Below are 19708 nucleotides of genomic sequence, written 5' to 3'. Positions count from 1 at the left end.
GGAGCGTCATGATGAGTGTCGATGAAAAACGTATCCGCGAATTCGCTTACCAGATCTGGGAATCGGAAGGCCAACCCGCCGGCCAGGAAGACCGCCACTGGGACATGGCCCGCAAACTCGCCGAAGCCGAGGCGCTGGCACCCAAGGCGGCACCGCGCAAGCGCGCGCCGGCCAAGGCCAAGGCGCCTGCCGAGCCCAAGGTGACCGCCCTGCCGGCGGCAAAAACGCCTGCTGCGAAGAAGCCAAGGGCTGCGAAAAAGCCCGCTGCCGGCTGAAGCCTGTGCGGCCCTTTCGCGGGTAAACCCGCTCCCACAGGGCAGCGTGTGGGAGGGTTTACCCGCGAAGAGGCCGGTGCAGGTCCCCGCAACACTTCCTCCACCACGGCCAATCGAGGACCGCCATGAGCCCCCGCACCCCGAAGAAAACCCGCTCCGTCGCCCCGTCGCGCATCCGCGAAGGCCTGCCTTTCCCGCTGGGCGCCACCTGGGACGGCCTGGGGGTCAACTTCGCCCTGTTCTCGGCCAACGCCACCAAGGTCGAGCTGTGCCTGTTCGACTCCACCGGCGAGCAGGAAATCGAGCGCATCGAACTGCCCGAATACACCGACGAGATCTACCACGGCTACCTGCCCGACGCCCACCCCGGGCTGGTCTACGGCTACCGTGTATACGGCCCCTACGAGCCGCAGAACGGCCACCGCTTCAACCCCAACAAACTGCTGATCGACCCCTACGCCAAGCAACTGGTCGGCAGCCTGAAATGGTCCGAGGCACTGTTTGGCTACACCATCGGCCACCCCGACGGCGACCTGTCGTTCGACGAGCGCGACAGCGCGCCCTTCGTGCCCAAGTGCAAGGTCATCGACCCGGCCTTCACCTGGGGCCGCGACCAGCCGGTGCAGACCCCCTGGGAGCGCACGATCATCTACGAGGCCCACACCCGCGGCATCAGCATGCGCCACCCCGCAGTGCCGGAAAAACTGCGCGGCACCTTCGCCGGCCTGGCCAACGACGAGCTGCTCAGGCACATCAAGGAGCTGGGCGTGTCGAGCATCGAGCTGCTGCCGATCCACGCCTTCGTCAACGACCAGCACCTGCTGGAAAAAGGCCTGAACAACTACTGGGGCTACAACAGCATCGCCTTCTTCGCGCCACACCCGCGCTACCTTGCCAGCGGCAAGATCGCCGAGTTCAAGGAGATGGTCGCGCACCTGCATGACGCCGGCCTGGAGGTGATCCTCGACGTGGTCTACAACCACACCGCCGAAGGCAACGAGCGCGGCCCGACCCTGTCCATGCGCGGCATCGACAACGCCTCGTACTACCGCCTGATGCCCGACGACAAGCGTTTCTACATCAACGATTCCGGCACCGGCAACACCCTCGACCTGAGCCACCCGCGGGTCCTGCAGCTGGTCACCGACTCGCTGCGCTACTGGGCCGGCGAGATGCGCGTGGATGGCTTCCGCTTCGACCTGGCGACCATCCTCGGCCGCTACCACGACGGCTACAGCGAACGCCACGGCTTCCTCGTCGCCTGCCGCCAGGACCCGATGCTGAGCCAGGTGAAACTGATCGCCGAGCCCTGGGACTGCGGCCCCGGCGGTTACCAGGTGGGCAACTTCGCGCCGGGCTGGGCGGAATGGAACGACCGCTTCCGCGACACCGTGCGCGCGTTCTGGAAGGGTGACGAAGGCCAGCTGGCCGACTTTGCCTCGCGCATGACCGCCTCGGGCGACCTGTTCAACAACCGTGGCCGGCGGCCCTACGCTTCGGTCAATTTCGTCACCGCCCACGACGGCTTCACCCTGCGCGACCTGGTGTCGTACAACGGCAAGCACAACGAGGACAACGACGAGAACAACCAGGACGGCACCGACAACAACCTGTCGTGGAACTGCGGCGTCGAAGGCCCGACCGACGACCCTGAGGTCAACGCCCTGCGCATGCGCCAGATGCGCAACTACTTCGCCACCCTGCTGCTTGCCCAAGGCACGCCGATGATCGTCGCCGGCGACGAGTTCAGCCGAACCCAGCACGGCAACAACAATGCCTACTGCCAGGACAGCGAGATCGGTTGGGTCAACTGGGACCTGGACCAGGACGGCACGGACCTGCAGGCATTCGTCAAGCGCCTGACCCGCTTGCGCCTGGCCTACCCGGTGCTGCGCCGCTCGCGCTTCTTGGTCGGCGACTACAACGAGGCGATCGGGGTCAAGGACGTGACCTGGCTGGCGCCGGACGGCAGCGAGATGAGCGTGGAGCAGTGGGAGGACCCGCACGGGCGTTGCCTGGGCATGCTGATCGATGGCCGCGCGCAGGTCAGCGGTATCGCCAGGCCGGGCGCCGAGGCGACCATGCTGCTGATCGTCAATGCCCACCATGATGTGGTGCCCTTCCAGTTGCCGTCGGTGCCTGAAGGCGAGTACTGGAGCTGCCTGCTCGACACCGACCGGCCGGAAATGCGCAAGCCGCAGCACCTGCAATTCGACAGTACCTTCGAGGTCCAGGGCCGGTCGTTCCTGCTGATGGTGTTGCAGCGCGAGGAAGACTGATCCCGCCCGCCAGGTGCAAGCGCCTTGCGCAAGAGGTGCGCCTCTAGCAATGATTCGGCATAGTCGACGCCGGGCAAATAGCGAAGCCCGCTATACCCGGCTCGATTATCAGGATAATCAAGGCCTTGGCATCAGGCATCGTGCTTGAACGTGCCCTGCACATAATCTTGACGCAAGCGCCGACCTCTCCTTAGCTGAACAGTACCATCTACGGTAATTACTCATGCCGGGCCTCTAGCTCGCGCCTTTGCGCGCGCCAGCGGGCCTTCGCGTGCTGGTTTGGGTCGCCCTCTGTTTTTGTCGTACAGCTCGTGACACGCAGGCCAGATCCTTGGGCTGTACAACGAAACTCAGGAGATCCGCCATGAAAAACACCTCGATTTTCTGCGCGGTTTCCACGTCGCTGCTTCTGGCAACCCCGGTGGAAACCTTTGCCTACGAACTGCTGGAAAACACGGCAAATCCCACTGTCCGGCAACAGCCGGCGACGGTGCTGCGCACAGGCACCTTCGTCGGCCACGACAGCTTGCAAGGCAACCTCGAGGGGCCTCGCCCGCAGGTGGCCGACATGCAACGCAACGCGGTCAGCCTCAGCGGCGAGGGCCAGGGCGCCTACTGGAGCCTGACCCACGCGCAGGGCTGGCACCTGGATGCCGTGGCCACCGGTTCGCGCATCGATGGCGACCAGGGCCTTGGCGCCAATGGCAGCAGCCGCGCAACATCCTTCTCGGTGGAAGGCGGCTTCCCGATCAGCCTGGGCGGCAACTGGGTGATCGAACCCCAGGCACAAGTGGTCAACCAGCGCTTCTACCCCGGCGGCCAGGTACCGGTGGCCACCTCGCAGGCCTTCGACAATGCGCCCAGCTGGAGCGGCCGGGTCGGCGCCAAGCTGTCCGGGCGCTACGATGTCAACGGCATGCCGATCGAGCCCTATGTGCGCACCAGCGTCTGGTACGACTTCAGCAATGCCGACGAGGTGAAGCTGGACCAGGTCGACAAGATTTCCAGCTCGCGCTATTCGACCACGGTGGAACTGGGGTTGGGGCTGGTGGCGCGGGTGACGCCATCGGTGGCGTTGTTCGTCAGTGCCGATTACAGCAGCGATGTGGATGACAATGACATCAACGGGTTGATTGGCAGCCTGGGGGTGAGGATGCGCTGGTAGCCTGTGCCGGCCAGTTCGCGGGGAAACCCGCTCCCACAGGGACCGCACACTCCTTCACGGATGTGCAATACCTGTGGGAGCGGGTTTACCCGCGAAGAGGCCGACGCAGGCGAAAGATCAGGCCGGCTTCATCACCAGCACTCCCAGCGGCGGCAGGTTCAGGGCCAGCGACAACGGCTGCCCATGGCTGGCCACCTCGTCACTGTGCACCGCGCCCAGGTTGCCGACATTCGACCCGGCATACAGCTCGGCATCACTGTTCAACAGCTCCTGCCAACGCTCGCCGAACGGCACGCCAATCCGGTACCCCTCACGGGGCACCGGGGTGAAGTTGGCCACCACCAGCAACGGCTCGCCCTGGCTGCTCCAGCGCAGCCAGGCAAACACGCTGTTGTGCGCGTCATCGCCGATCAGCCACTGGAAGCCCTGGGGCTGGCAGTCCTGCTCGTGCAACGCCGGCAGCTCGCGGTACAGCCGGTTGAGGTCGCCGACCAGGCGCTGCACGCCCTGGTGTTCCGGATACTGCAACAGGTACCAGTCCAGTTGCTGGTCATGGTTCCACTCGCGCCACTGGCCGAACTCGCAACCCATGAACAGCAGCTTCTTGCCCGGGTGGGTCCACATGAAGGTCAGGTAGGCGCGCAGGTTGGCGAACTTCTGCCAGCGGTCGCCGGGCATCTTGTCGATCAGCGAGTGCTTGCCGTGCACCACTTCGTCGTGGGAGATCGGCAGGATGAAATGCTCGGAATAGGCATAGATCAGGCCGAAGCTCATTTCGTTGTGGTGGTAGGTGCGGTGCACCGGGTCGTTCTGGATGTAGTGCAGGGTGTCATGCATCCAGCCCATGTTCCACTTGTAGGCAAAGCCCAGGCCGCCCTGCTGGATCGGCTGGCTGACGCCCGGCCAGGCGGTGGACTCCTCGGCGATGATCAGCGCCCCCGGCGCTTCATGGGCAGCGATGCCGTTGAGGTGACGGATGAAGTCGATGGCCTCGAGGTTCTCGCGCCCGCCGTGGCGGTTGGGTACCCACTCGCCGGCCTTGCGCGAATAGTCGCGGTACAGCATCGAGGCGACCGCATCGACGCGCAGGCCGTCGACATGGAAGTGCTTGAGCCAGTGCAGCGCCGACGCCAGCATGAAGCCGCGCACCTCGTTGCGGCCGAGGTTGTAGATCAGCGTGTTCCAGTCCTGGTGGAAGCCTTCCAGCGGGTTGTCGTACTCGTACAGCGCGGTACCGTCGAAGCGCGCCAGGCCATGCTCGTCGGTGGGGAAATGCGCCGGCACCCAGTCGAGGATCACGCCGATGCCGCCCTGGTGGCAGGCATCGACGAAGAATGCGAAGTCCTCGGCACTGCCATAGCGCGAGGTCGGCGCGAACAGCGACAACGGCTGGTAGCCCCAGGAGCCGCCGAACGGGTGCTCCATGATCGGCAGCAGCTCGATGTGGCTGAAACCCAATTGCTGCACGTAGGGCACCAGGCGCTCGGCCAGCTCGCGCCAGTTGAAGTAGCGCGACACTTCGCCCACCTCGTCGAGCTCGCATTGCCAGGATCCGGGGTGCAGCTCGTAGATCGACAACGGCGCACTGTAGGCATGGCGCTGGGCACGCTGCTCCATCCATTCGTGGTCATGCCAGGCGTGGCTCAGCTCGCCGGCCACCTTCGACGCCGTGCTCGGTGGCAGCTCGGTGGCGCGGGCCAGCGGGTCGGCCTTGAGTGGCAGCACGCCGTCCTTGCCCAGCACTTCGAACTTGTAGGTTTCGCCCACGCCCAGGCGCGGCACGAACAGCTCCCAGACCCCGGCGCTGTGGCGCAGGCGCATGGGGTGGCGACGGCCGTCCCAGTTGTTGAAGTCGCCCACCACCGACACCCGCCGGGCGTTCGGCGCCCACACCGAGAAACACACGCCATCGACGCCATCGACCTGGCTGGGTTGGGCGCCGAAGCGCCCGGACAGGTCGCGGTGGTTGCCCTCGGCGAACAGGTAGAGATCCATGTCGCCCAGCTGTGGGCCAAAGCTGTACGGGTCTTCGGTGACCTGCTCGCCACCGGCCCAACCGACCTGCAGCAGGTACGGCTGTGCCTGGTCGAGGTGCGCGGTGAACAGCCCAGGCAGGCTGCCTTGCACCATTTCGGCGAGGATGCGCCCATCCTGGCGCGCCAGCACGCGCGCGCTCAGTGCACCGGGCAGGAAGGCGCGCACCCATTCACCATGTGGACCGAGCACGGCAAAGGGATCGGCGTGCTCGGCGCGGGCCAGGGCGTCCACGTCCCGTTGCCGAAGGCCACCGTTTTCACGCGTTGTAACGTTCATTCTGACTCTCCCCAGGTACTGATCAGTCCATGCAGGCCATGCAAGGGCACGGCCAGCCAGCTCGGACGGTTCTCGGCTTCGTATGTGATTTCGTAGGCGGCTTTTTCCAGGCAGAACAACTCCAGCGCGGCGCGCTCGCCCTCGGCCTGCTGCCAGGCATGGGGCATGGCGGCGGTGGCCAGGCCATAGGCTTCGACGAAGGCATGACGCGACTGGTGCAGGTACTGCCGGGCAACACGTTGACGAGCCTGACGCGCCGGGTCGCCAAGGTCGACCGCAGACGCACTGCGCAAGATCATCGCAGCAGCATAGTCGAAGGATCGCAACACGCCGCTGACATCCTTGTACGGGCTGTGTCTGGCCCGGCGTTCGTCCAGCGGCCGGGAGGGCTCGCCCTCGAAATCGATCAGGTAGGCATCACCCTGCACCACCAGCACCTGGCCCAGGTGCAGGTCGCCATGCACGCGCATCAGCAAGCCGCCGCGGGCCTGCTCGGCCAGCTTGGCGATGTGCTGGGCCAGGCCCTCGCGCTGCTGCAGGTCGTCGACCAGGGCCTGGCTGTCGCTGTCGAGGTGCTCGCGGTGCTGGGCCAGCAGGTCGAGGGCGTGGCTCAGCTCGGCGCTGATCTGGGTGCTCCAGCGGGCACTGTCTTCGCCGTCGCTGGGGCGTGGCTGGAAAGCCGCATCGGTGCTTGGCGCGGCCAGCAGCAGGTGCATCTCGCCCAGACGCTGGCCGAGCAGGCCGGCGAAATCGGTGAGTTCCGCCAGCGCATCGGTGTGCGCCTCGGCTTCGCCGCTGGAGGGTTCCATTTCGTCACGGATGGCCCGTTCCAGGGTGTTCTGGGTCCAGGCCCAGGCATCGCCCTGGTTGCTCAGGTAGCCCTGGGCGATCATCAACAGGTGCGGTGCGCCCTGCTCATCGATGCGGCTGACCCAGGCCAGCAGCGGTGAGATGTTGGCGAAGCCGGCGGCGGTCAGGTAGGCGCTCATTTCCAGTTCCGGGTGAATGCCTGGGTTGACCCGGCGGATCAGCTTGAGCACCACGCGGTCGGCGATCACCACCGAGCTGTTGGACTGCTCGGCGCTCAGGTAACGCACTGCGCTTTCTTCGTTGAGCTCAAGGCCGGCCAGTTGCTCGGTGCGGTCGAATTGCAGCTCACCCTCGCCATTGCCGCAAGGCAGGCGCATGCCCTCCTGGCAGGCGCGCAACACAGCGCGTATGAACGGTTCGAGGACGAAGGCATCGGTGATCAGGCCGACCTGGCGACCTCGGCGTACCCGCGACAGCGCCAGCTGCTGCGGCAGTGCGCTGTTGATCTGCTCTTCGGGCAGCAGACCGAACGGCAGCTGGTAATGATTGGCGACGCCATCGGCGTGCACTTCGATCTCGCTGAGCAACACCGGCGTGGTAGCAGTGCCAAAACGCACGCCGTAGCGCAGGCGTACCTGGTCGATCGGGCTTTCCTTGCCGGCGAACCAGCGCCGCTTGGGCAGGTACTGGGGCAGAACCGTCTGCTGCAAGGTATCGCTGGAGGGCGATTCGAGCAGTTCTTCCATGCGTTTGCGCAACACGATCGTGGTCAATTCCGGTAACCCCTCGGTGGCCTGGACGTGCCAGCTGGGCATGCGGTCATGGGAGGCCAGCAGGAACCAGTAGAAGGCATAGGGTGGCAAGGTGAGCAGGAACGGCAGTTGGCCGATCGGTGGGAAGGCGCTGCCGCCGAGCATCTCCACCGGCACTTTATCGGCGTACTGCGAAAGCTCCAGCTCCGCCGCCTGGGCAGCGCGGGAGACGTTGGCGACGCAGAGGATCACCTCGCTGTTGCCCTCGGCGTCGGTGTATTCGCGGATGTAGGCGAGGATGCGCCGGTTGCTGGGGGTGAGCGTGCGCAGGGTGCCGCGGCCGAAGGCCTTCTGCTGCCTGCGTACCGCCAGCAGGCGGCGGGTCCAGTTCAGCAGCGAGTGCGGGTCGTGGGCCTGGGCCTCGACGTTGACGGTCTGGTAGCCATACAGCGGGTCCATGATCGGCGGCAGCACCAGGCGCTGGGGCTCGGCCCGGGAGAACCCGCCATTGCGGTCCGGCGACCATTGCATCGGCGTGCGCACGCCGTCGCGGTCGCCGAGGTAGATGTTGTCGCCCATGCCCAGTTCGTCGCCGTAGTACAGGGTCGGCGTGCCGGGCATCGACAGCAGCAGGCTGTTGAGCAGTTCGATGCGCCGCCGGTCACGTTGCAGCAGCGGCGCCAGGCGCCGGCGGATGCCGAGGTTGATGCGCGCGCGGCGGTCTTCGGCGTAGTGGTTCCACAGGTAGTCGCGCTCGCGGTCGGTGACCATCTCCAGGGTCAGCTCATCGTGGTTGCGCAGGAAGATCGCCCACTGGCAGTTGGCCGGGATCTCCGGGGTCTGGCGCAGGATGTCGGTGATCGGGAAGCGGTCCTCCATGGCCAGGGCCATGTACATGCGGGGCATCAGCGGGAAGTGGAAGGCCATGTGGCATTCGTCGCCATCGCCTTCGCCGAAGTACGGGCGGGTATCCTCGGGCCATTGGTTGGCTTCGGCCAGCAGCATGCGGTCGGGGTAGTTGGCGTCGATCTCGGCGCGGATCGCCTTGAGCACCGTGTGGGTTTCGGCGAGGTTCTCGTTGTTGGTGCCGTCGCGTTCGATCAGGTAGGGGATGGCGTCCAGGCGCAGGCCGTCGACACCCAGGTCGAGCCAGAAGCGCATCACCCCGATCACCGCCTTGAGTACCAGCGGGTTGTCGAAGTTGAGGTCCGGCTGGTGCGAATAGAAGCGGTGCCAGAAGTACTGGCCGGCAACCGGGTCCCAGGTCCAGTTGGACGTCTCGGTGTCGAGGAAGATGATCCGCGTGCCGTCGTACTTCTGGTCGTCATCGGACCACACGTAGAAGTCCCGTGCCTTGCTGCCGCGCTTGGCGTGGCGGGCACGCTGGAACCAGGGGTGCTGGTCGGAGGTGTGGTTGATGACCAGCTCGGTAATCACCCGCAGGCCGCGCTTGTGCGCCTCGGCGATGAACCGGCGGGCATCGGCCAGGCTGCCGTAGTCGGGGTGCACGGCCTTGTACTCGGCAATGTCGTAGCCGTCGTCACGCCGTGGCGAGGGGTAGAACGGCAGCAGCCAGAGGGTGTTGACGCCAAGCTCGGCGATGTAGTCGAGCTTGCCGATCAGGCCGGCGAAATCGCCGATGCCGTCGTTGTTGGCATCGAAGAACGACTTGATGTGCAGCTGGTAGATCACGGCGTCCTTGTACCACAGCGGGTCATCGATGAAGGCTGCCGGGCGGGAACGCTTGGCCATGGGTGACTCCTTTCAGATTTCTTGGGCTTGCACGATCCCTGTAGGAGCGGCCTTGGGTCGCGAAAGGGCTGCGAAGCGGCCCCGGAACAGGCGCATCACTCAAGGTTGCCGGGGCCGCTGTGCGGCCCTTTCGCGACACGAGGCCGCTCCTACAGGGATTCACGTTGCATTACCGGGCCTTTTCGATGCGCCAGATGCCGAACGGCTGATGCCAGGGCTCGATGCGCATCCACTGGGTCTTGCCGTGCCAGGTCCAGCGGTGGCCGTTCATCAGGTCCTCGCCCAAGGTGTCGGCATCGTCGTCCAGCCCCAGCTCCCACAGTGGCAGCTCGAAGCTGGCTTCCTGGGCGTTGTGCGGGTCGAGGCTGATCGCCACCAGGATGTAGTTGTCGCGCTCGGGCGTGCGCTTGGCGAAGTACAGAATGTTGTCGTTCCAGCAGTTGAAGAAGGCCACCCCCAGGTGCGTCTGCAACGCCCGGTTATGCCGGCGGATGCGGTTGAGCTGGGCGATCTCGGCGATGATGTTGCCGGGCTGGTTGAAGTCGCGCGGGCGGATCTCGTACTTCTCCGAGTCCAGGTACTCCTCCTTGCCTGGCAGCGGCGTCGCTTCGCACAGCTCGAAACCCGAGTACATGCCCCACAGGCCCGAGCCCATGGTCGCCAGCGCGGCACGGATGAGGAAGCCGGCGCGGCCGCTGGTGTGCAGGAAGAACGGGTTGATGTCCGGCGTGTTGACGAAGAAGTTCGGCCGGTAGCAATCGCGCCACGGCGGCTGGTTGAGCTGCTCGAAGTACTCGCGCAGTTCCTGCTTGCTGTTGCGCCAGGTGAAGTAGGTGTAGCTCTGCGCATACCCGACCTTGCCCAGGCGCGCCATCATCGCAGGCTTGGTGAAGGCTTCGGCGAGGAAGATCACCTCGGGGTACTGGCTGCGCACATTGGCGATCAGCCATTGCCAGAACGGCAGCGGCTTGGTGTGCGGGTTGTCGACGCGAAAGGTCTTCACGCCCTCCTCGACCCAGCCGACCACCACGTCGCGCAGCGCCAGCCACAGGCTGGGCACCGCCTCGGCGGCGTAGAAATCGACGTTGACGATGTCCTGGTACTTCTTCGGCGGGTTTTCGGCGTAGCGGATGGTGCCGTCCGGTCGCCAGCTGAACCAGCCAGGGTGCTGCTTGAGCCAGGGGTGGTCCTGGGAGCACTGGATGGCGAAGTCCAGGGCGATTTCCAGGCCGTGCTCGGCGGCGGCGGCGACCAGGCGGCGGAAGTCCTCGCGCGTGCCCAGCTGCGGGTGGATGGCCTCGTGGCCGCCCTCGGGGCTGCCGATCGCGTAGGGGCTGCCGGGGTCGCCGGGCTCGGCGCGCAGGGCATTGTTGCGGCCCTTGCGGTGCTGGGTGCCGATCGGGTGGATCGGCGGGAAGTACAGCACGTCGAAGCCCATGTCGCGGATCATCGGCAGGCGTTCGTGGACGTCGTTGAAGGTGCCGTGGCGCTCGCGGCTGTCGGTGATCGAGCGTGGGAACAGCTCGTACCAGCTGGCGAACTGCGCCGCCGGGCGGTCGACGTCGACGGGGAACTCGCGGCTGCGGGTCAGGTAGCTGCGGTGCTCGGCGTCGGCCATCAGGCCTGCGGTATCGGGGTGCAGCAACAGTGCCACCTGGTCGTCGGGCGACAGCGACGCGAGCTTGTCGCACAGGGCTTGGATTTCCTCGCGCAGCGCGCCTGCGCTGAGGTCCACGCCCTTGCCGAGCAGCAACCGCCCTTCCTCGAGTTCCAGCTTGACCTCGACCCCGGCGTGGTACTTCTTCTCCAGGTCGTGGCAGTAGGTGGCGAACGGGTCGATCCAGGCTTCGATGCTGAACAGGTGCGGGCCGAGTTCGCTGGGGGTGAACTCGGCCAGCCACACATCGTTGCCCGGCGAGTGCATCGGCACGCAATGCCAGCGGCGGCTGTGGGCCTGGCGCCAGTTGAGCGTCACCGCCAGGCGGTCGTGGCCGTCGCTGTAGACCTTGCTGCTGACCGCGACCGGCTGGCCGCTGATGGCCTTGGCGGCGAACGTACCGGCATCGAGCACGGGTTGGCTGTCCTCGATCACGATGCGCGGCGCCAGCAGCGCCTGGGACAGGCTGATGGCCTGGTCCGGGTGATCGTTCGCCATGGGCACGCTTTCAAAGGGCTCGTTTCGTGACATCGACCTTGCTCCCTCAGGCTGATTGGCGGTAAGGGTTCAGAGCCGGGCACCAGCGTGGGGTTCAAAAAAATGGAGCGAACGGCAGCTGCCAGCGGTCAGAGCCTGCAGTACCTCTTCACACCACCCCTGCGAGGTCAGGCAATGAACATTCCCATTCCACCGGAGACACCCGACCCCAATATCGACGACCCGAGCCTGCCGCCGCCCGTGCCGGAGGAAGATCCGGACGAGCTGCCGATCAAGCCGACCATGCCGCCGACGGTGGGCGATCCGCCCAATGAAGAGCCCCCGGTGAAGGCTTAAGGGTAGACGATGGCAACTGATTCTTTTGCCAACTGATATTTTTGCCAGTAGCCGCGTTTGTCGGTAGCGCTGAAGATGAGGGCTCCCCATTCAGGACCTGGAGCCCTATTTATCGTGGCGAGCGAAAAGCGTGAGGTGTGCGAGCGTCAGGTGGTCGATACCTTCCAGAATGCAGGCGTGGTCGACCCGTCGCTGCATACCCGCTTGAAGTATGTGGACCAGGCCAAATGCCAGTCGGCATTGAGCGCGCTGGCACAGCGATATGGCCTGTCCCTCAGCCGTGATTACCAGACCCTTGCCGACGTCGCGGGCGATATCTGCACGACGAAGCGTCTGTGCTGACCCCTTCGCGGGTAAACCCGCTCCCACGGGGCCGGACAAGCCAGTAGATCAACCGGCCATTGCAGCCGATAGCTCCGCCACACTGATCTCGCGCATCCGAAACTTCTGCACCTTCCCGGTCACGGTCATCGGGAACTCGTCGACGAAGCGAAAATGCCGCGGCACCTTGAAGTGCGCGATACGCGCCTTGCACCAGCCCTGCAGCTCCTCCACCGTGGCGCTGTGGCCCGGGTGCAGCTTGATCCAGGCGACGATTTCCTCGCCATAGCGGCTGCACGGAATGCCGATCACCTGGGCATCGGCCACCGCCGGGTGGGTGTAGAAGAACTCTTCCAGTTCACGCGGGTAAATGTTCTCGCCCCCGCGAATGATCATGTCCTTGTTGCGCCCGACAATACGCACATGCCCCTGCTCGTCCATCACCGCCAGGTCGCCGGTGTGCATCCACCCGGCCGGGTCGATGGCATCTGCCGTGGCCTGGGGGTTGTCCCAGTAGCCGAGCATCACGCTGTAGCCACGGGTGCACAGCTCGCCGATCTCGCCACGGGCGACGATGCAGCCGTCGGCGTCAACCAGTTTGTTTTCCAGCTGTGGCTGGGTGCGGCCGACGGTGGTCACGCGCAGCTCCAGCTCGTCGTCCGGGCCGGTCTGCAGCGACACCGGGCTGGTTTCGGTCATGCCGTAGGCAATCTGCACTTCGGCCATGTGCATCTGCTCGATGACCCGGCGCATCACCTCGATCGGGCAGGTGGCACCGGCCATGATGCCGCTGCGCAAGGTCGACAGGTCGAGCTGCCGGCGCGACGGGTGGTCGAGCATGGCGATGAACATGGTCGGCACGCCATAGAGGATGCTGGCGCGCTCCTCGGCCACGGCGCGCAGGGTGAGCTCGGCGTCGAAGGCATCATTCGGGTAGATCATGGTACTGCCATGGGTGATGCAGCCGAGGTTGGCCATGACCATGCCGAAGCAGTGGTACAGCGGCACCGGGATCACCATGCGGTCGCGCTCGCTGAGGCCCAGGCTCTGGCCGACCATGAAGCCGTTGTTGAGGATGTTGTAGTGGCTGAGGGTGGCGCCCTTGGGCGCGCCGGTGGTGCCGGAGGTGTACTGGATGTTCACCGGCTGGTCGAACTGCAGGGCCCGCTGGCGTGCCGAGCAGGCTTCGGCCGAGGTCTGCCCTGCCCGCTCGGCCAGTGCCTGCCAGGGCAGGAAGCCACTGGGCGGGCTGGCCGCCAGGCTGATCACCCCGCGCAGTTCGGGCAGGCGTTGGCTGGCCAGCTCGCCGAGACTGGCGGTCGCCAGCTCCGGCACCAGTTCCTGCACCATGGCCTGGTAATCAGAGGTCTTGAAGGCTTCGGCGCATACCAGCCAGCGGCAGCCGGACTGGCGTAGCACGTACTCCAGTTCGCCCACGCGGTACGCCGGGTTGATGTTGACCAGGACCGCGCCGACCTTGGCGCTGGCCAGCTGCAGGATGCACCACTGGGCGCAGTTGGGCGACCAGATGCCGACCCGGTCGCCGGTGTTCAGCCCCAGAGCCATCAGGGCCCGGGCATGTATCTCGACCTGCTCGGCCAGCTGCCGCCAGCTGTAGCGCAGGCCCTGGTGGCGAACCACCAGGGCTTGCGCGTCGGCGCAACGGGCGACGGTGGCATCGAAGGCCTGGCCGATGGTCAGGGTCAGCAGCGGTTGGTCCTGGCGACCGCGGGTGTAGCTTGGTTGACTCATGGGTGTCCCTTCTTGTGGTTGTTCTGGGCACGGCTGAAGCGAGCTGCGGATACTCTGGCGCAGATTTACGTTTACGTAAAGGTGATGAGTAGATTGACAGTCACCAGAGGCAGGTTTACGTTAACGTAAAGGTGATGAACGACACCGGCCACAGGATTCGGCCCCCGCCCCTTGAGCTACGGTGTTACCCATATTTCAAGAACAACAAGGTGCCCCCGCATGCATTACCCCACCCTGAACTTCGCCCTGGGCGAGACCATCGACATGCTCCGCGACCAGGTACGCACCTTCGTCGCCGCGGAACTGGCGCCGCGCGCCCAGCAGATCGACCACGACAACCTGTTCCCCGCCGACATGTGGCGCAAGTTCGGCGACATGGGCCTGCTCGGCATCACCGTGCCCGAGGAATACGGCGGTGCCGGCCTGGGTTACCTGGCCCACGTGGTGTCGATGGAAGAGATCAGCCGCGGCTCGGCCTCGGTCGCCTTGTCCTATGGCGCCCACTCCAACCTCTGCGTCAACCAGATCAACCGCAACGGCACCCATGAACAGAAGCAGAAGTACCTGCCCAAGCTGATCAGCGGCGAGCACATCGGCGCCCTGGCCATGAGCGAGCCCAACGCCGGCTCCGACGTGGTGTCGATGAAGCTGCGCGCCGAAAAACGCGGCGACCGCTACGTGCTCAACGGCAGCAAGACCTGGATCACCAACGGCCCCGACGCCAACACCTATGTGATCTACGCCAAGACCGACCTGGACAAGGGCGCGCACGGCATCACCGCCTTCATCGTCGAGCGCGACTGGCAAGGCTTCAGCCGCAGCAACAAGTTCGACAAGCTGGGCATGCGCGGCTCCAACACCTGCGAGCTGTTCTTCGACGGCGTCGAAGTGCCGGAAGAAAACATCCTCGGCCAGCTCAACGGCGGCGTGCGGGTGCTGATGAGCGGCCTGGACTACGAGCGCGTGGTGCTCTCCGGCGGGCCGACCGGCATCATGCAAAGCTGCATGGACCTGGTGGTGCCGTACATCCACGACCGCAAGCAGTTCGGCCAGAGCATCGGCGAATTCCAGCTGATCCAGGGCAAGATCGCCGACATGTACACCCAGCTCAACGCCAGCCGCGCCTACCTGTATGCCGTGGCCCAGGCCTGCGACCGCGGCGAGACCACCCGCAAGGACGCCGCCGGGGTGATCCTCTACAGCGCCGAACGCGCCACGCAGATGGCCCTGGAAGCGATCCAGATCCTCGGCGGCAACGGCTACATCAACGAATTCCCGGCTGGCCGCCTGCTGCGCGACGCCAAGCTGTACGAAATCGGTGCCGGCACCAGCGAAATCCGCCGGATGCTGATCGGCCGCGAATTGTTCAACGAAACCCGCTGAACACAGGGGACGGGCGCACATGGCTACCTTGCACACCCAGATCAACCCGCGTTCGGCAGAGTTCGCCGGCAACAGCGCGGCCATGCTCGAACAGGTCCAGGCACTGCGCAGCTTGCTCGCCCAGGTGGCCCAGGGCGGCGGGCCCAAGGCCCAGGAGCGGCACACCTCGCGCGGCAAGCTGCTGCCGCGCGAGCGCATCGACCGCCTGCTCGACCCAGGCTCGCCGTTCCTCGAGATCGGCCAGCTGGCCGCCCATGAGGTGTACGGCGAAGACGTGCCGGCCGCCGGGGTGATCGCCGGCATCGGCCGCGTCGAAGGCGTGGAATGCATGATCGTGGCCAACGACGCCACGGTCAAAGGCGGCTCCTACTACCCGCTGACGGTGAAGAAGCACCTGCGCGCGCAGACCATTGCCCTGCAGAACCGCCTGCCGTGCATCTACCTGGTGGATTCCGGCGGCGCCAACCTGCCGCGCCAGGACGAAGTGTTCCCCGACCGCGAGCACTTCGGGCGGATCTTCTTCAACCAGGCCAACATGAGCGCCCTGGGGATCCCGCAGATCGCCGTGGTGATGGGCTCATGCACCGCCGGTGGCGCCTACGTGCCGGCCATGGCCGACGAAGCGATCATGGTGCGCCAGCAGGCGACCATCTTCCTCGCCGGCCCGCCGCTGGTGAAAGCCGCCACCGGTGAAGTGGTCAGCGCCGAGGACCTTGGCGGCGCCGACGTGCACTGCCGCACCAGCGGGGTCGCCGACCACTATGCCGACAACGACGAGCACGCCCTGGCCATCGCCCGGCGCAGCGTCGCCAACCTCAACTGGCACAAGCTCGGCAAGCTGCAGCGCCAGGCACCGCTGGCACCGCTGTACAATGCCGAAGAGCTGTATGGCGTGGTGCCGGCCGATGCCAAGCAGCCGTTCGATGTGCGCGAGGTGATCGCACGGCTGGTCGACGGCTCGGTGTTCGATGAATTCAAGGCGCTGTTCGGCACCACCCTGGTGTGCGGCTTCGCCCACCTGCACGGCTACCCGGTGGCGATCCTGGCCAACAACGGCATCCTCTTCGCCGAAGCTGCGCAAAAAGGCGCGCACTTCATCGAACTGGCCTGCCAGCGCGGCATCCCGCTGCTGTTCCTGCAGAACATCACCGGCTTCATGGTCGGCAAGAAGTACGAAGAAGGCGGCATCGCCAAGCACGGCGCCAAGCTGGTGACCGCCGTGGCCTGCGCCCAGGTGCCGAAGTTCACGGTGATCATCGGTGGCAGCTTCGGTGCCGGCAACTACGGCATGTGCGGCCGAGCCTACGACCCGCGCTTCCTGTGGATGTGGCCCAACGCGCGGATCGGCGTGATGGGCGCCGAGCAGGCCGCCGGGGTGCTGGCGCAGGTCAAGCGCGAGCAGAGCGAACGCAGCGGCCAGGCCTTCAGCGCCGAGGACGAAGCCCGGCTCAAGCAGCCGATCCTCGACCAGTACGAGCACCAGGGCCACCCCTACTACTCCAGCGCCCGGCTGTGGGACGACGGTGTCATCGACCCGGCGCAGACCCGCGACGTGCTGGGCCTGGCGTTGTCCGCCGCACTGAACGCGCCCATCGAACAGAGCCGCTTCGGCATTTTCCGGATGTGACCCATGAGCGATTTCAGCACCCTCGAAGTGACCCGCGACCCACGCGGCTTCGCCACCCTGTGGCTGAGCCGCGAGGACAAGAACAACGCCTTCAATGCACTGATGATCCGCGAGCTGATCAATGCCCTCGACCAACTGGCCGAAGACACTAGCCTGCGCTTCCTGTTGCTGCGCGGCCGTGGCCGGCACTTCAGCGCCGGTGCCGACCTGGCCTGGATGCAGCAGTCGGCGCAGCTGGACTTCAACACCAACCTCGATGACGCCCGCGAACTCGGCGAGCTGATGTACGCCCTGCACCGCCTCAAGGCGCCGACCCTGGCCGTGGTGCAAGGGGCGGCCTTCGGCGGCGCGCTGGGGCTGATCAGCTGCTGCGACATGGCCATTGGCGCCGAAGACGCCCAGCTGTGCCTGTCGGAAGTGCGCATCGGCCTGGCCCCGGCAGTGATCAGCCCGTTCGTGGTCAAGGCCATCGGCGAACGCGCCGCACGCCGCTACGCCCTCACCGCCGAGCGTTTCAGCGGCGTGCGGGCCCGCGAGCTGGGCCTGCTGGCCGAGGTCTACCCGGCCAGCGAACTGGACGCCCAGGTCGAGACCTGGGTCGACAATCTGCTGCACAACAGCCCGCAGGCCCTGCGCGCCACCAAGGACCTGCTGCGCGAAGTGGACGATGGCGAGCTCAGCCCGGCCCTGCGCCGCTACTGCGAAAACACCATCGCCCGCATCCGCGTCAGCGCCGAAGGCCAGGAGGGCCTGCGCGCCTTCCTGGAAAAACGCCGCCCTGCCTGGCAAACCGACGACAAGAAGGAGCCGCGCCCATGAGCCGCCCCGTACTGACCACCCTGCTGGTCGCCAACCGCGGCGAAATCGCCTGCCGGGTGATGCGCACCGCCAAGGCCATGGGCCTGACCACCGTCGCCGTGCACAGCGCCACCGACCGTGACGCCCGCCACAGCCGCGAAGCCGACATCCGTGTCGACCTGGGCGGCAGCAAGGCCGCCGACAGCTACCTGGTGGTCGACAAGATCCTGGCCGCTGCCAAGGCCAGCGGCGCCCAGGCCATTCACCCGGGCTACGGCTTTCTCTCCGAGAACGCCGGCTTCGCCCGCGCCATCGAGGAGGCCGGGCTGATCTTCCTCGGCCCGCCGGCCAGCGCCATCGACGCCATGGGCAGCAAGTCTGCGGCCAAGGCGCTGATGGAAGACGCCGGGGTGCCGCTGGTACCCGGCTACCACGGCGAGGCCCAGGACCTCGACACCTTCCGCGTCGCCGCCGAGCGCATCGGCTACCCGGTGTTGCTCAAGGCCAGCGCCGGTGGCGGCGGCAAGGGCATGAAGGTGGTCGAGGAGCAAAGCCAGCTGGCCGACGCCCTGGCCTCGGCCCAGCGCGAGGCGCAGTCGTCGTTCGGCGACGCGCGCATGCTGGTGGAAAAGTACGTGCTCAAGCCGCGCCATGTGGAGATCCAGGTGTTCGCCGACCAGCACGGCAACTGCCTGTACCTCAACGAGCGCGATTGCTCGATCCAGCGCCGCCACCAGAAGGTGGTCGAGGAAGCGCCGGCACCGGGCCTTTCCCCTGCACTGCGCCAGGCCATGGGCGAGGCGGCGGTACGCGCGGCCCAGGCCATCGGCTATGTCGGTGCCGGCACCGTGGAATTCCTGCTCGATGCCCGTGGCGAGTTCTTCTTCATGGAGATGAACACCCGCCTGCAGGTGGAGCACCCGGTCACCGAGGCTATCACCGGCCTTGACCTGGTGGCCTGGCAGATCCGCGTGGCCTGCGGCGAAGCGCTGCCGATCAGCCAGCAGCAGGTGCCGCTGATCGGCCATGCCATCGAAGTGCGGCTGTATGCCGAAGACCCGGGCAACGAGTTCCTGCCCGCCACCGGCACCCTGGCGCTGTACCGCGAGTCGGCGCCGGGCGATGGGCGGCGGGTCGACAGTGGGGTCAGCGAGGGTGACGTGGTGTCGCCGTTCTACGACCCGATGCTGGGCAAGCTGATCGCCTGGGGCCAGGACCGCGAACAGGCGCGCCTGCGCCTGCTGGCGATGCTCGACGAGTTCGCCATTGGCGGGGTGAAGACCAATATCGCCTTCCTGCGGCGCATCCTTGCGCATCCGGCATTTGCCGAGGCCGAGCTGGATACCGGGTTCATTCCCCGGCATCAGGCGCAGTTGCTGCCAGCCCCCCAGCCGCTGCCAGCCGGCTTCTGGGAGGCGGCGGCCGAGGCCTGGCTGCAAGGCCAGGCAGCGCACCAGCGCGGTGACGATGCCTGTTCGCCCTGGGCAGTGCGCAATGGCTTGCGCCTGGGGTTGCCGGCGCGTAGCAGCCTGCACCTGGTGAGTGGTGGAGAACGCCAGGCGGTGGCGCTGGAGCGTTCGGCAGAACCGGCCTGGCAACTGCACGGCGAGCAACTGCAGCACGATGACCAAGGCATTCGCCGCCGTTACCTGGCGGCACGCCGGGGTGGCACGCTGTATCTGCGCTGGGACGGCGAAATGCTGGCGATCGAGGCCTTCGATCCGATCGCCGAGGCCGAAGCCAGCCACAGCCACCAGGGCGGGTTGGGGGCGCCGATGAACGGCAGCATCGTGCGGGTGCTGGTGGAGCCCGGGCAAGTGGTCGAAGCCGGCACCGCGCTGGTGGTGCTGGAGGCGATGAAGATGGAGCACAGCATCCGCGCCCCCCATGGCGGGACGGTGCAGGCGCTGTTCTGTCAGGAGGGGGATATGGTCAGCGAAGGGACGGTGCTGGTCGAACTGGTGGAATGAGGGCATGGGGCCGCCTGGCG

The 19708-nt window shown here is 66.2% G+C and carries 13 protein-coding genes; 9 read left to right on the top strand and 4 right to left on the bottom strand.

Going from position 1 to position 19708, the window contains the following annotated elements:
• The first annotated feature begins 8 nt into the window (after positions 1-8).
• From ACIP21_RS03065 to ACIP21_RS03055, 3 genes are all read left to right on the top strand, one after another.
• Positions 9-275, top strand: coding sequence for a DUF2934 domain-containing protein (locus tag ACIP21_RS03065; RefSeq protein ID WP_400683810.1), 267 nt, complete (start codon positions 9-11; stop codon positions 273-275).
• A gap of 125 nt (positions 276-400) precedes the next feature.
• Positions 401-2554 carry a glycogen debranching protein GlgX gene (gene glgX / locus ACIP21_RS03060; protein ID WP_400683808.1) on the top strand — a complete coding sequence of 718 codons (2154 nt, stop codon included), beginning with the start codon at positions 401-403 and terminating at the stop codon, positions 2552-2554.
• Positions 2555-2918: 364 nt separating this feature from the next.
• Complete coding sequence (locus tag ACIP21_RS03055) at positions 2919-3719, top strand: autotransporter domain-containing protein (protein ID WP_400683806.1); 801 nt, start codon at positions 2919-2921, stop codon at positions 3717-3719.
• A 117-nt stretch (positions 3720-3836) separates the two neighbouring features.
• Here the strand turns inward: ACIP21_RS03055 and glgB are convergent, their stop codons facing one another.
• The 3 genes from glgB to ACIP21_RS03040 all read right to left on the bottom strand — a co-directional run bounded on the left by glgB (position 3837) and on the right by ACIP21_RS03040 (position 11534).
• The gene (gene glgB / locus ACIP21_RS03050) at positions 3837-6032 is read right to left on the bottom strand and encodes a 1,4-alpha-glucan branching protein GlgB (protein WP_400683804.1); all 2196 of its coding nucleotides are present in this window, start codon (positions 6030-6032) and stop codon (positions 3837-3839) included.
• A complete protein-coding gene (gene treS, locus ACIP21_RS03045) occupies positions 6029-9346 on the bottom strand; it encodes a maltose alpha-D-glucosyltransferase (protein ID WP_400683802.1) in 3318 nt (1105 codons plus the stop codon). The genes glgB and treS overlap by 4 nt, the downstream gene beginning before the upstream one ends.
• Positions 9347-9515: 169 nt before the next feature.
• Positions 9516-11534, bottom strand: coding sequence for an alpha-1,4-glucan--maltose-1-phosphate maltosyltransferase (locus ACIP21_RS03040; protein WP_400683800.1), 2019 nt, complete (start codon positions 11532-11534; stop codon positions 9516-9518).
• A 141-nt stretch (positions 11535-11675) separates the two neighbouring features.
• Here ACIP21_RS03040 and ACIP21_RS03035 point away from each other — a divergent pair, with 141 nt between their 5' ends.
• Both ACIP21_RS03035 and ACIP21_RS03030 read left to right on the top strand, forming a co-directional pair.
• Complete coding sequence (locus ACIP21_RS03035; RefSeq protein ID WP_400683798.1) at positions 11676-11837, top strand: hypothetical protein; 162 nt, start codon at positions 11676-11678, stop codon at positions 11835-11837.
• A 114-nt stretch (positions 11838-11951) separates the two neighbouring features.
• Positions 11952-12179, top strand: a complete 228-nt coding sequence (locus tag ACIP21_RS03030) for a hypothetical protein (RefSeq protein ID WP_400683795.1) — start codon at positions 11952-11954, stop codon at positions 12177-12179.
• Between the two features lie 48 nt (positions 12180-12227).
• Here ACIP21_RS03030 and ACIP21_RS03025 read toward each other — a convergent pair whose 3' ends face one another.
• Positions 12228-13910: an AMP-binding protein gene (locus tag ACIP21_RS03025; RefSeq protein ID WP_400683793.1), complete on the bottom strand. Its 1683-nt coding sequence runs from the start codon at positions 13908-13910 to the stop codon at positions 12228-12230.
• Positions 13911-14129: 219 nt separating this feature from the next.
• Here ACIP21_RS03025 and ACIP21_RS03020 point away from each other — a divergent pair, with 219 nt between their 5' ends.
• From ACIP21_RS03020 to ACIP21_RS03005, 4 genes are read left to right on the top strand one after another with little or no spacing between them, the layout of a single operon-like run.
• Positions 14130-15293, top strand: a complete 1164-nt coding sequence (locus tag ACIP21_RS03020) for an isovaleryl-CoA dehydrogenase (RefSeq protein WP_400683790.1) — start codon at positions 14130-14132, stop codon at positions 15291-15293.
• Between the two features lie 19 nt (positions 15294-15312).
• Positions 15313-16920 carry a carboxyl transferase domain-containing protein gene (locus tag ACIP21_RS03015; RefSeq protein WP_400683788.1) on the top strand — a complete coding sequence of 536 codons (1608 nt, stop codon included), beginning with the start codon at positions 15313-15315 and terminating at the stop codon, positions 16918-16920.
• 3 nt (positions 16921-16923) lie between these two features.
• A complete protein-coding gene (locus tag ACIP21_RS03010; RefSeq protein ID WP_400683785.1) occupies positions 16924-17739 on the top strand; it encodes a gamma-carboxygeranoyl-CoA hydratase in 816 nt (271 codons plus the stop codon).
• Complete coding sequence (locus ACIP21_RS03005; RefSeq protein ID WP_400683783.1) at positions 17736-19688, top strand: acetyl/propionyl/methylcrotonyl-CoA carboxylase subunit alpha; 1953 nt, start codon at positions 17736-17738, stop codon at positions 19686-19688. The genes ACIP21_RS03010 and ACIP21_RS03005 overlap by 4 nt, the downstream gene beginning before the upstream one ends.
• The last annotated feature ends 20 nt before the right edge of the window (positions 19689-19708 follow it).

The sequence above is a fragment of the Pseudomonas sp. NPDC089401 genome (assembly GCF_044749485.1).
Lineage (GTDB): Bacteria > Pseudomonadota > Gammaproteobacteria > Pseudomonadales > Pseudomonadaceae > Aquipseudomonas.
Note: the sequence above shows the minus strand (reverse complement) of the source record. Positions and strands in the feature narration are given on the sequence as shown.

Bases quoted from the DNA above. Each gene is read 5' to 3' on its own strand.
- ACIP21_RS03065 (WP_400683810.1), top strand. From the start codon at position 9: ATGATGAGTGTCGATGAAAAACGTATCCGCGAATTCGCTTACCAGATC.
- glgX (WP_400683808.1), top strand. From the start codon at position 401: ATGAGCCCCCGCACCCCGAAGAAAACCCGCTCCGTCGCCCCGTCGCGC.
- ACIP21_RS03055 (WP_400683806.1), top strand. From the start codon at position 2,919: ATGAAAAACACCTCGATTTTCTGCGCGGTTTCCACGTCGCTGCTTCTG.
- glgB (WP_400683804.1), bottom strand. From the start codon at position 6,032: ATGAACGTTACAACGCGTGAAAACGGTGGCCTTCGGCAACGGGACGTG.
- treS (WP_400683802.1), bottom strand. From the start codon at position 9,346: ATGGCCAAGCGTTCCCGCCCGGCAGCCTTCATCGATGACCCGCTGTGG.
- ACIP21_RS03040 (WP_400683800.1), bottom strand. From the start codon at position 11,534: ATGTCACGAAACGAGCCCTTTGAAAGCGTGCCCATGGCGAACGATCAC.
- ACIP21_RS03035 (WP_400683798.1), top strand. From the start codon at position 11,676: ATGAACATTCCCATTCCACCGGAGACACCCGACCCCAATATCGACGAC.
- ACIP21_RS03025 (WP_400683793.1), bottom strand. From the start codon at position 13,910: ATGAGTCAACCAAGCTACACCCGCGGTCGCCAGGACCAACCGCTGCTG.
- ACIP21_RS03020 (WP_400683790.1), top strand. From the start codon at position 14,130: ATGCATTACCCCACCCTGAACTTCGCCCTGGGCGAGACCATCGACATG.
- ACIP21_RS03015 (WP_400683788.1), top strand. From the start codon at position 15,313: ATGGCTACCTTGCACACCCAGATCAACCCGCGTTCGGCAGAGTTCGCC.
- ACIP21_RS03010 (WP_400683785.1), top strand. From the start codon at position 16,924: ATGAGCGATTTCAGCACCCTCGAAGTGACCCGCGACCCACGCGGCTTC.
- ACIP21_RS03005 (WP_400683783.1), top strand. From the start codon at position 17,736: ATGAGCCGCCCCGTACTGACCACCCTGCTGGTCGCCAACCGCGGCGAA.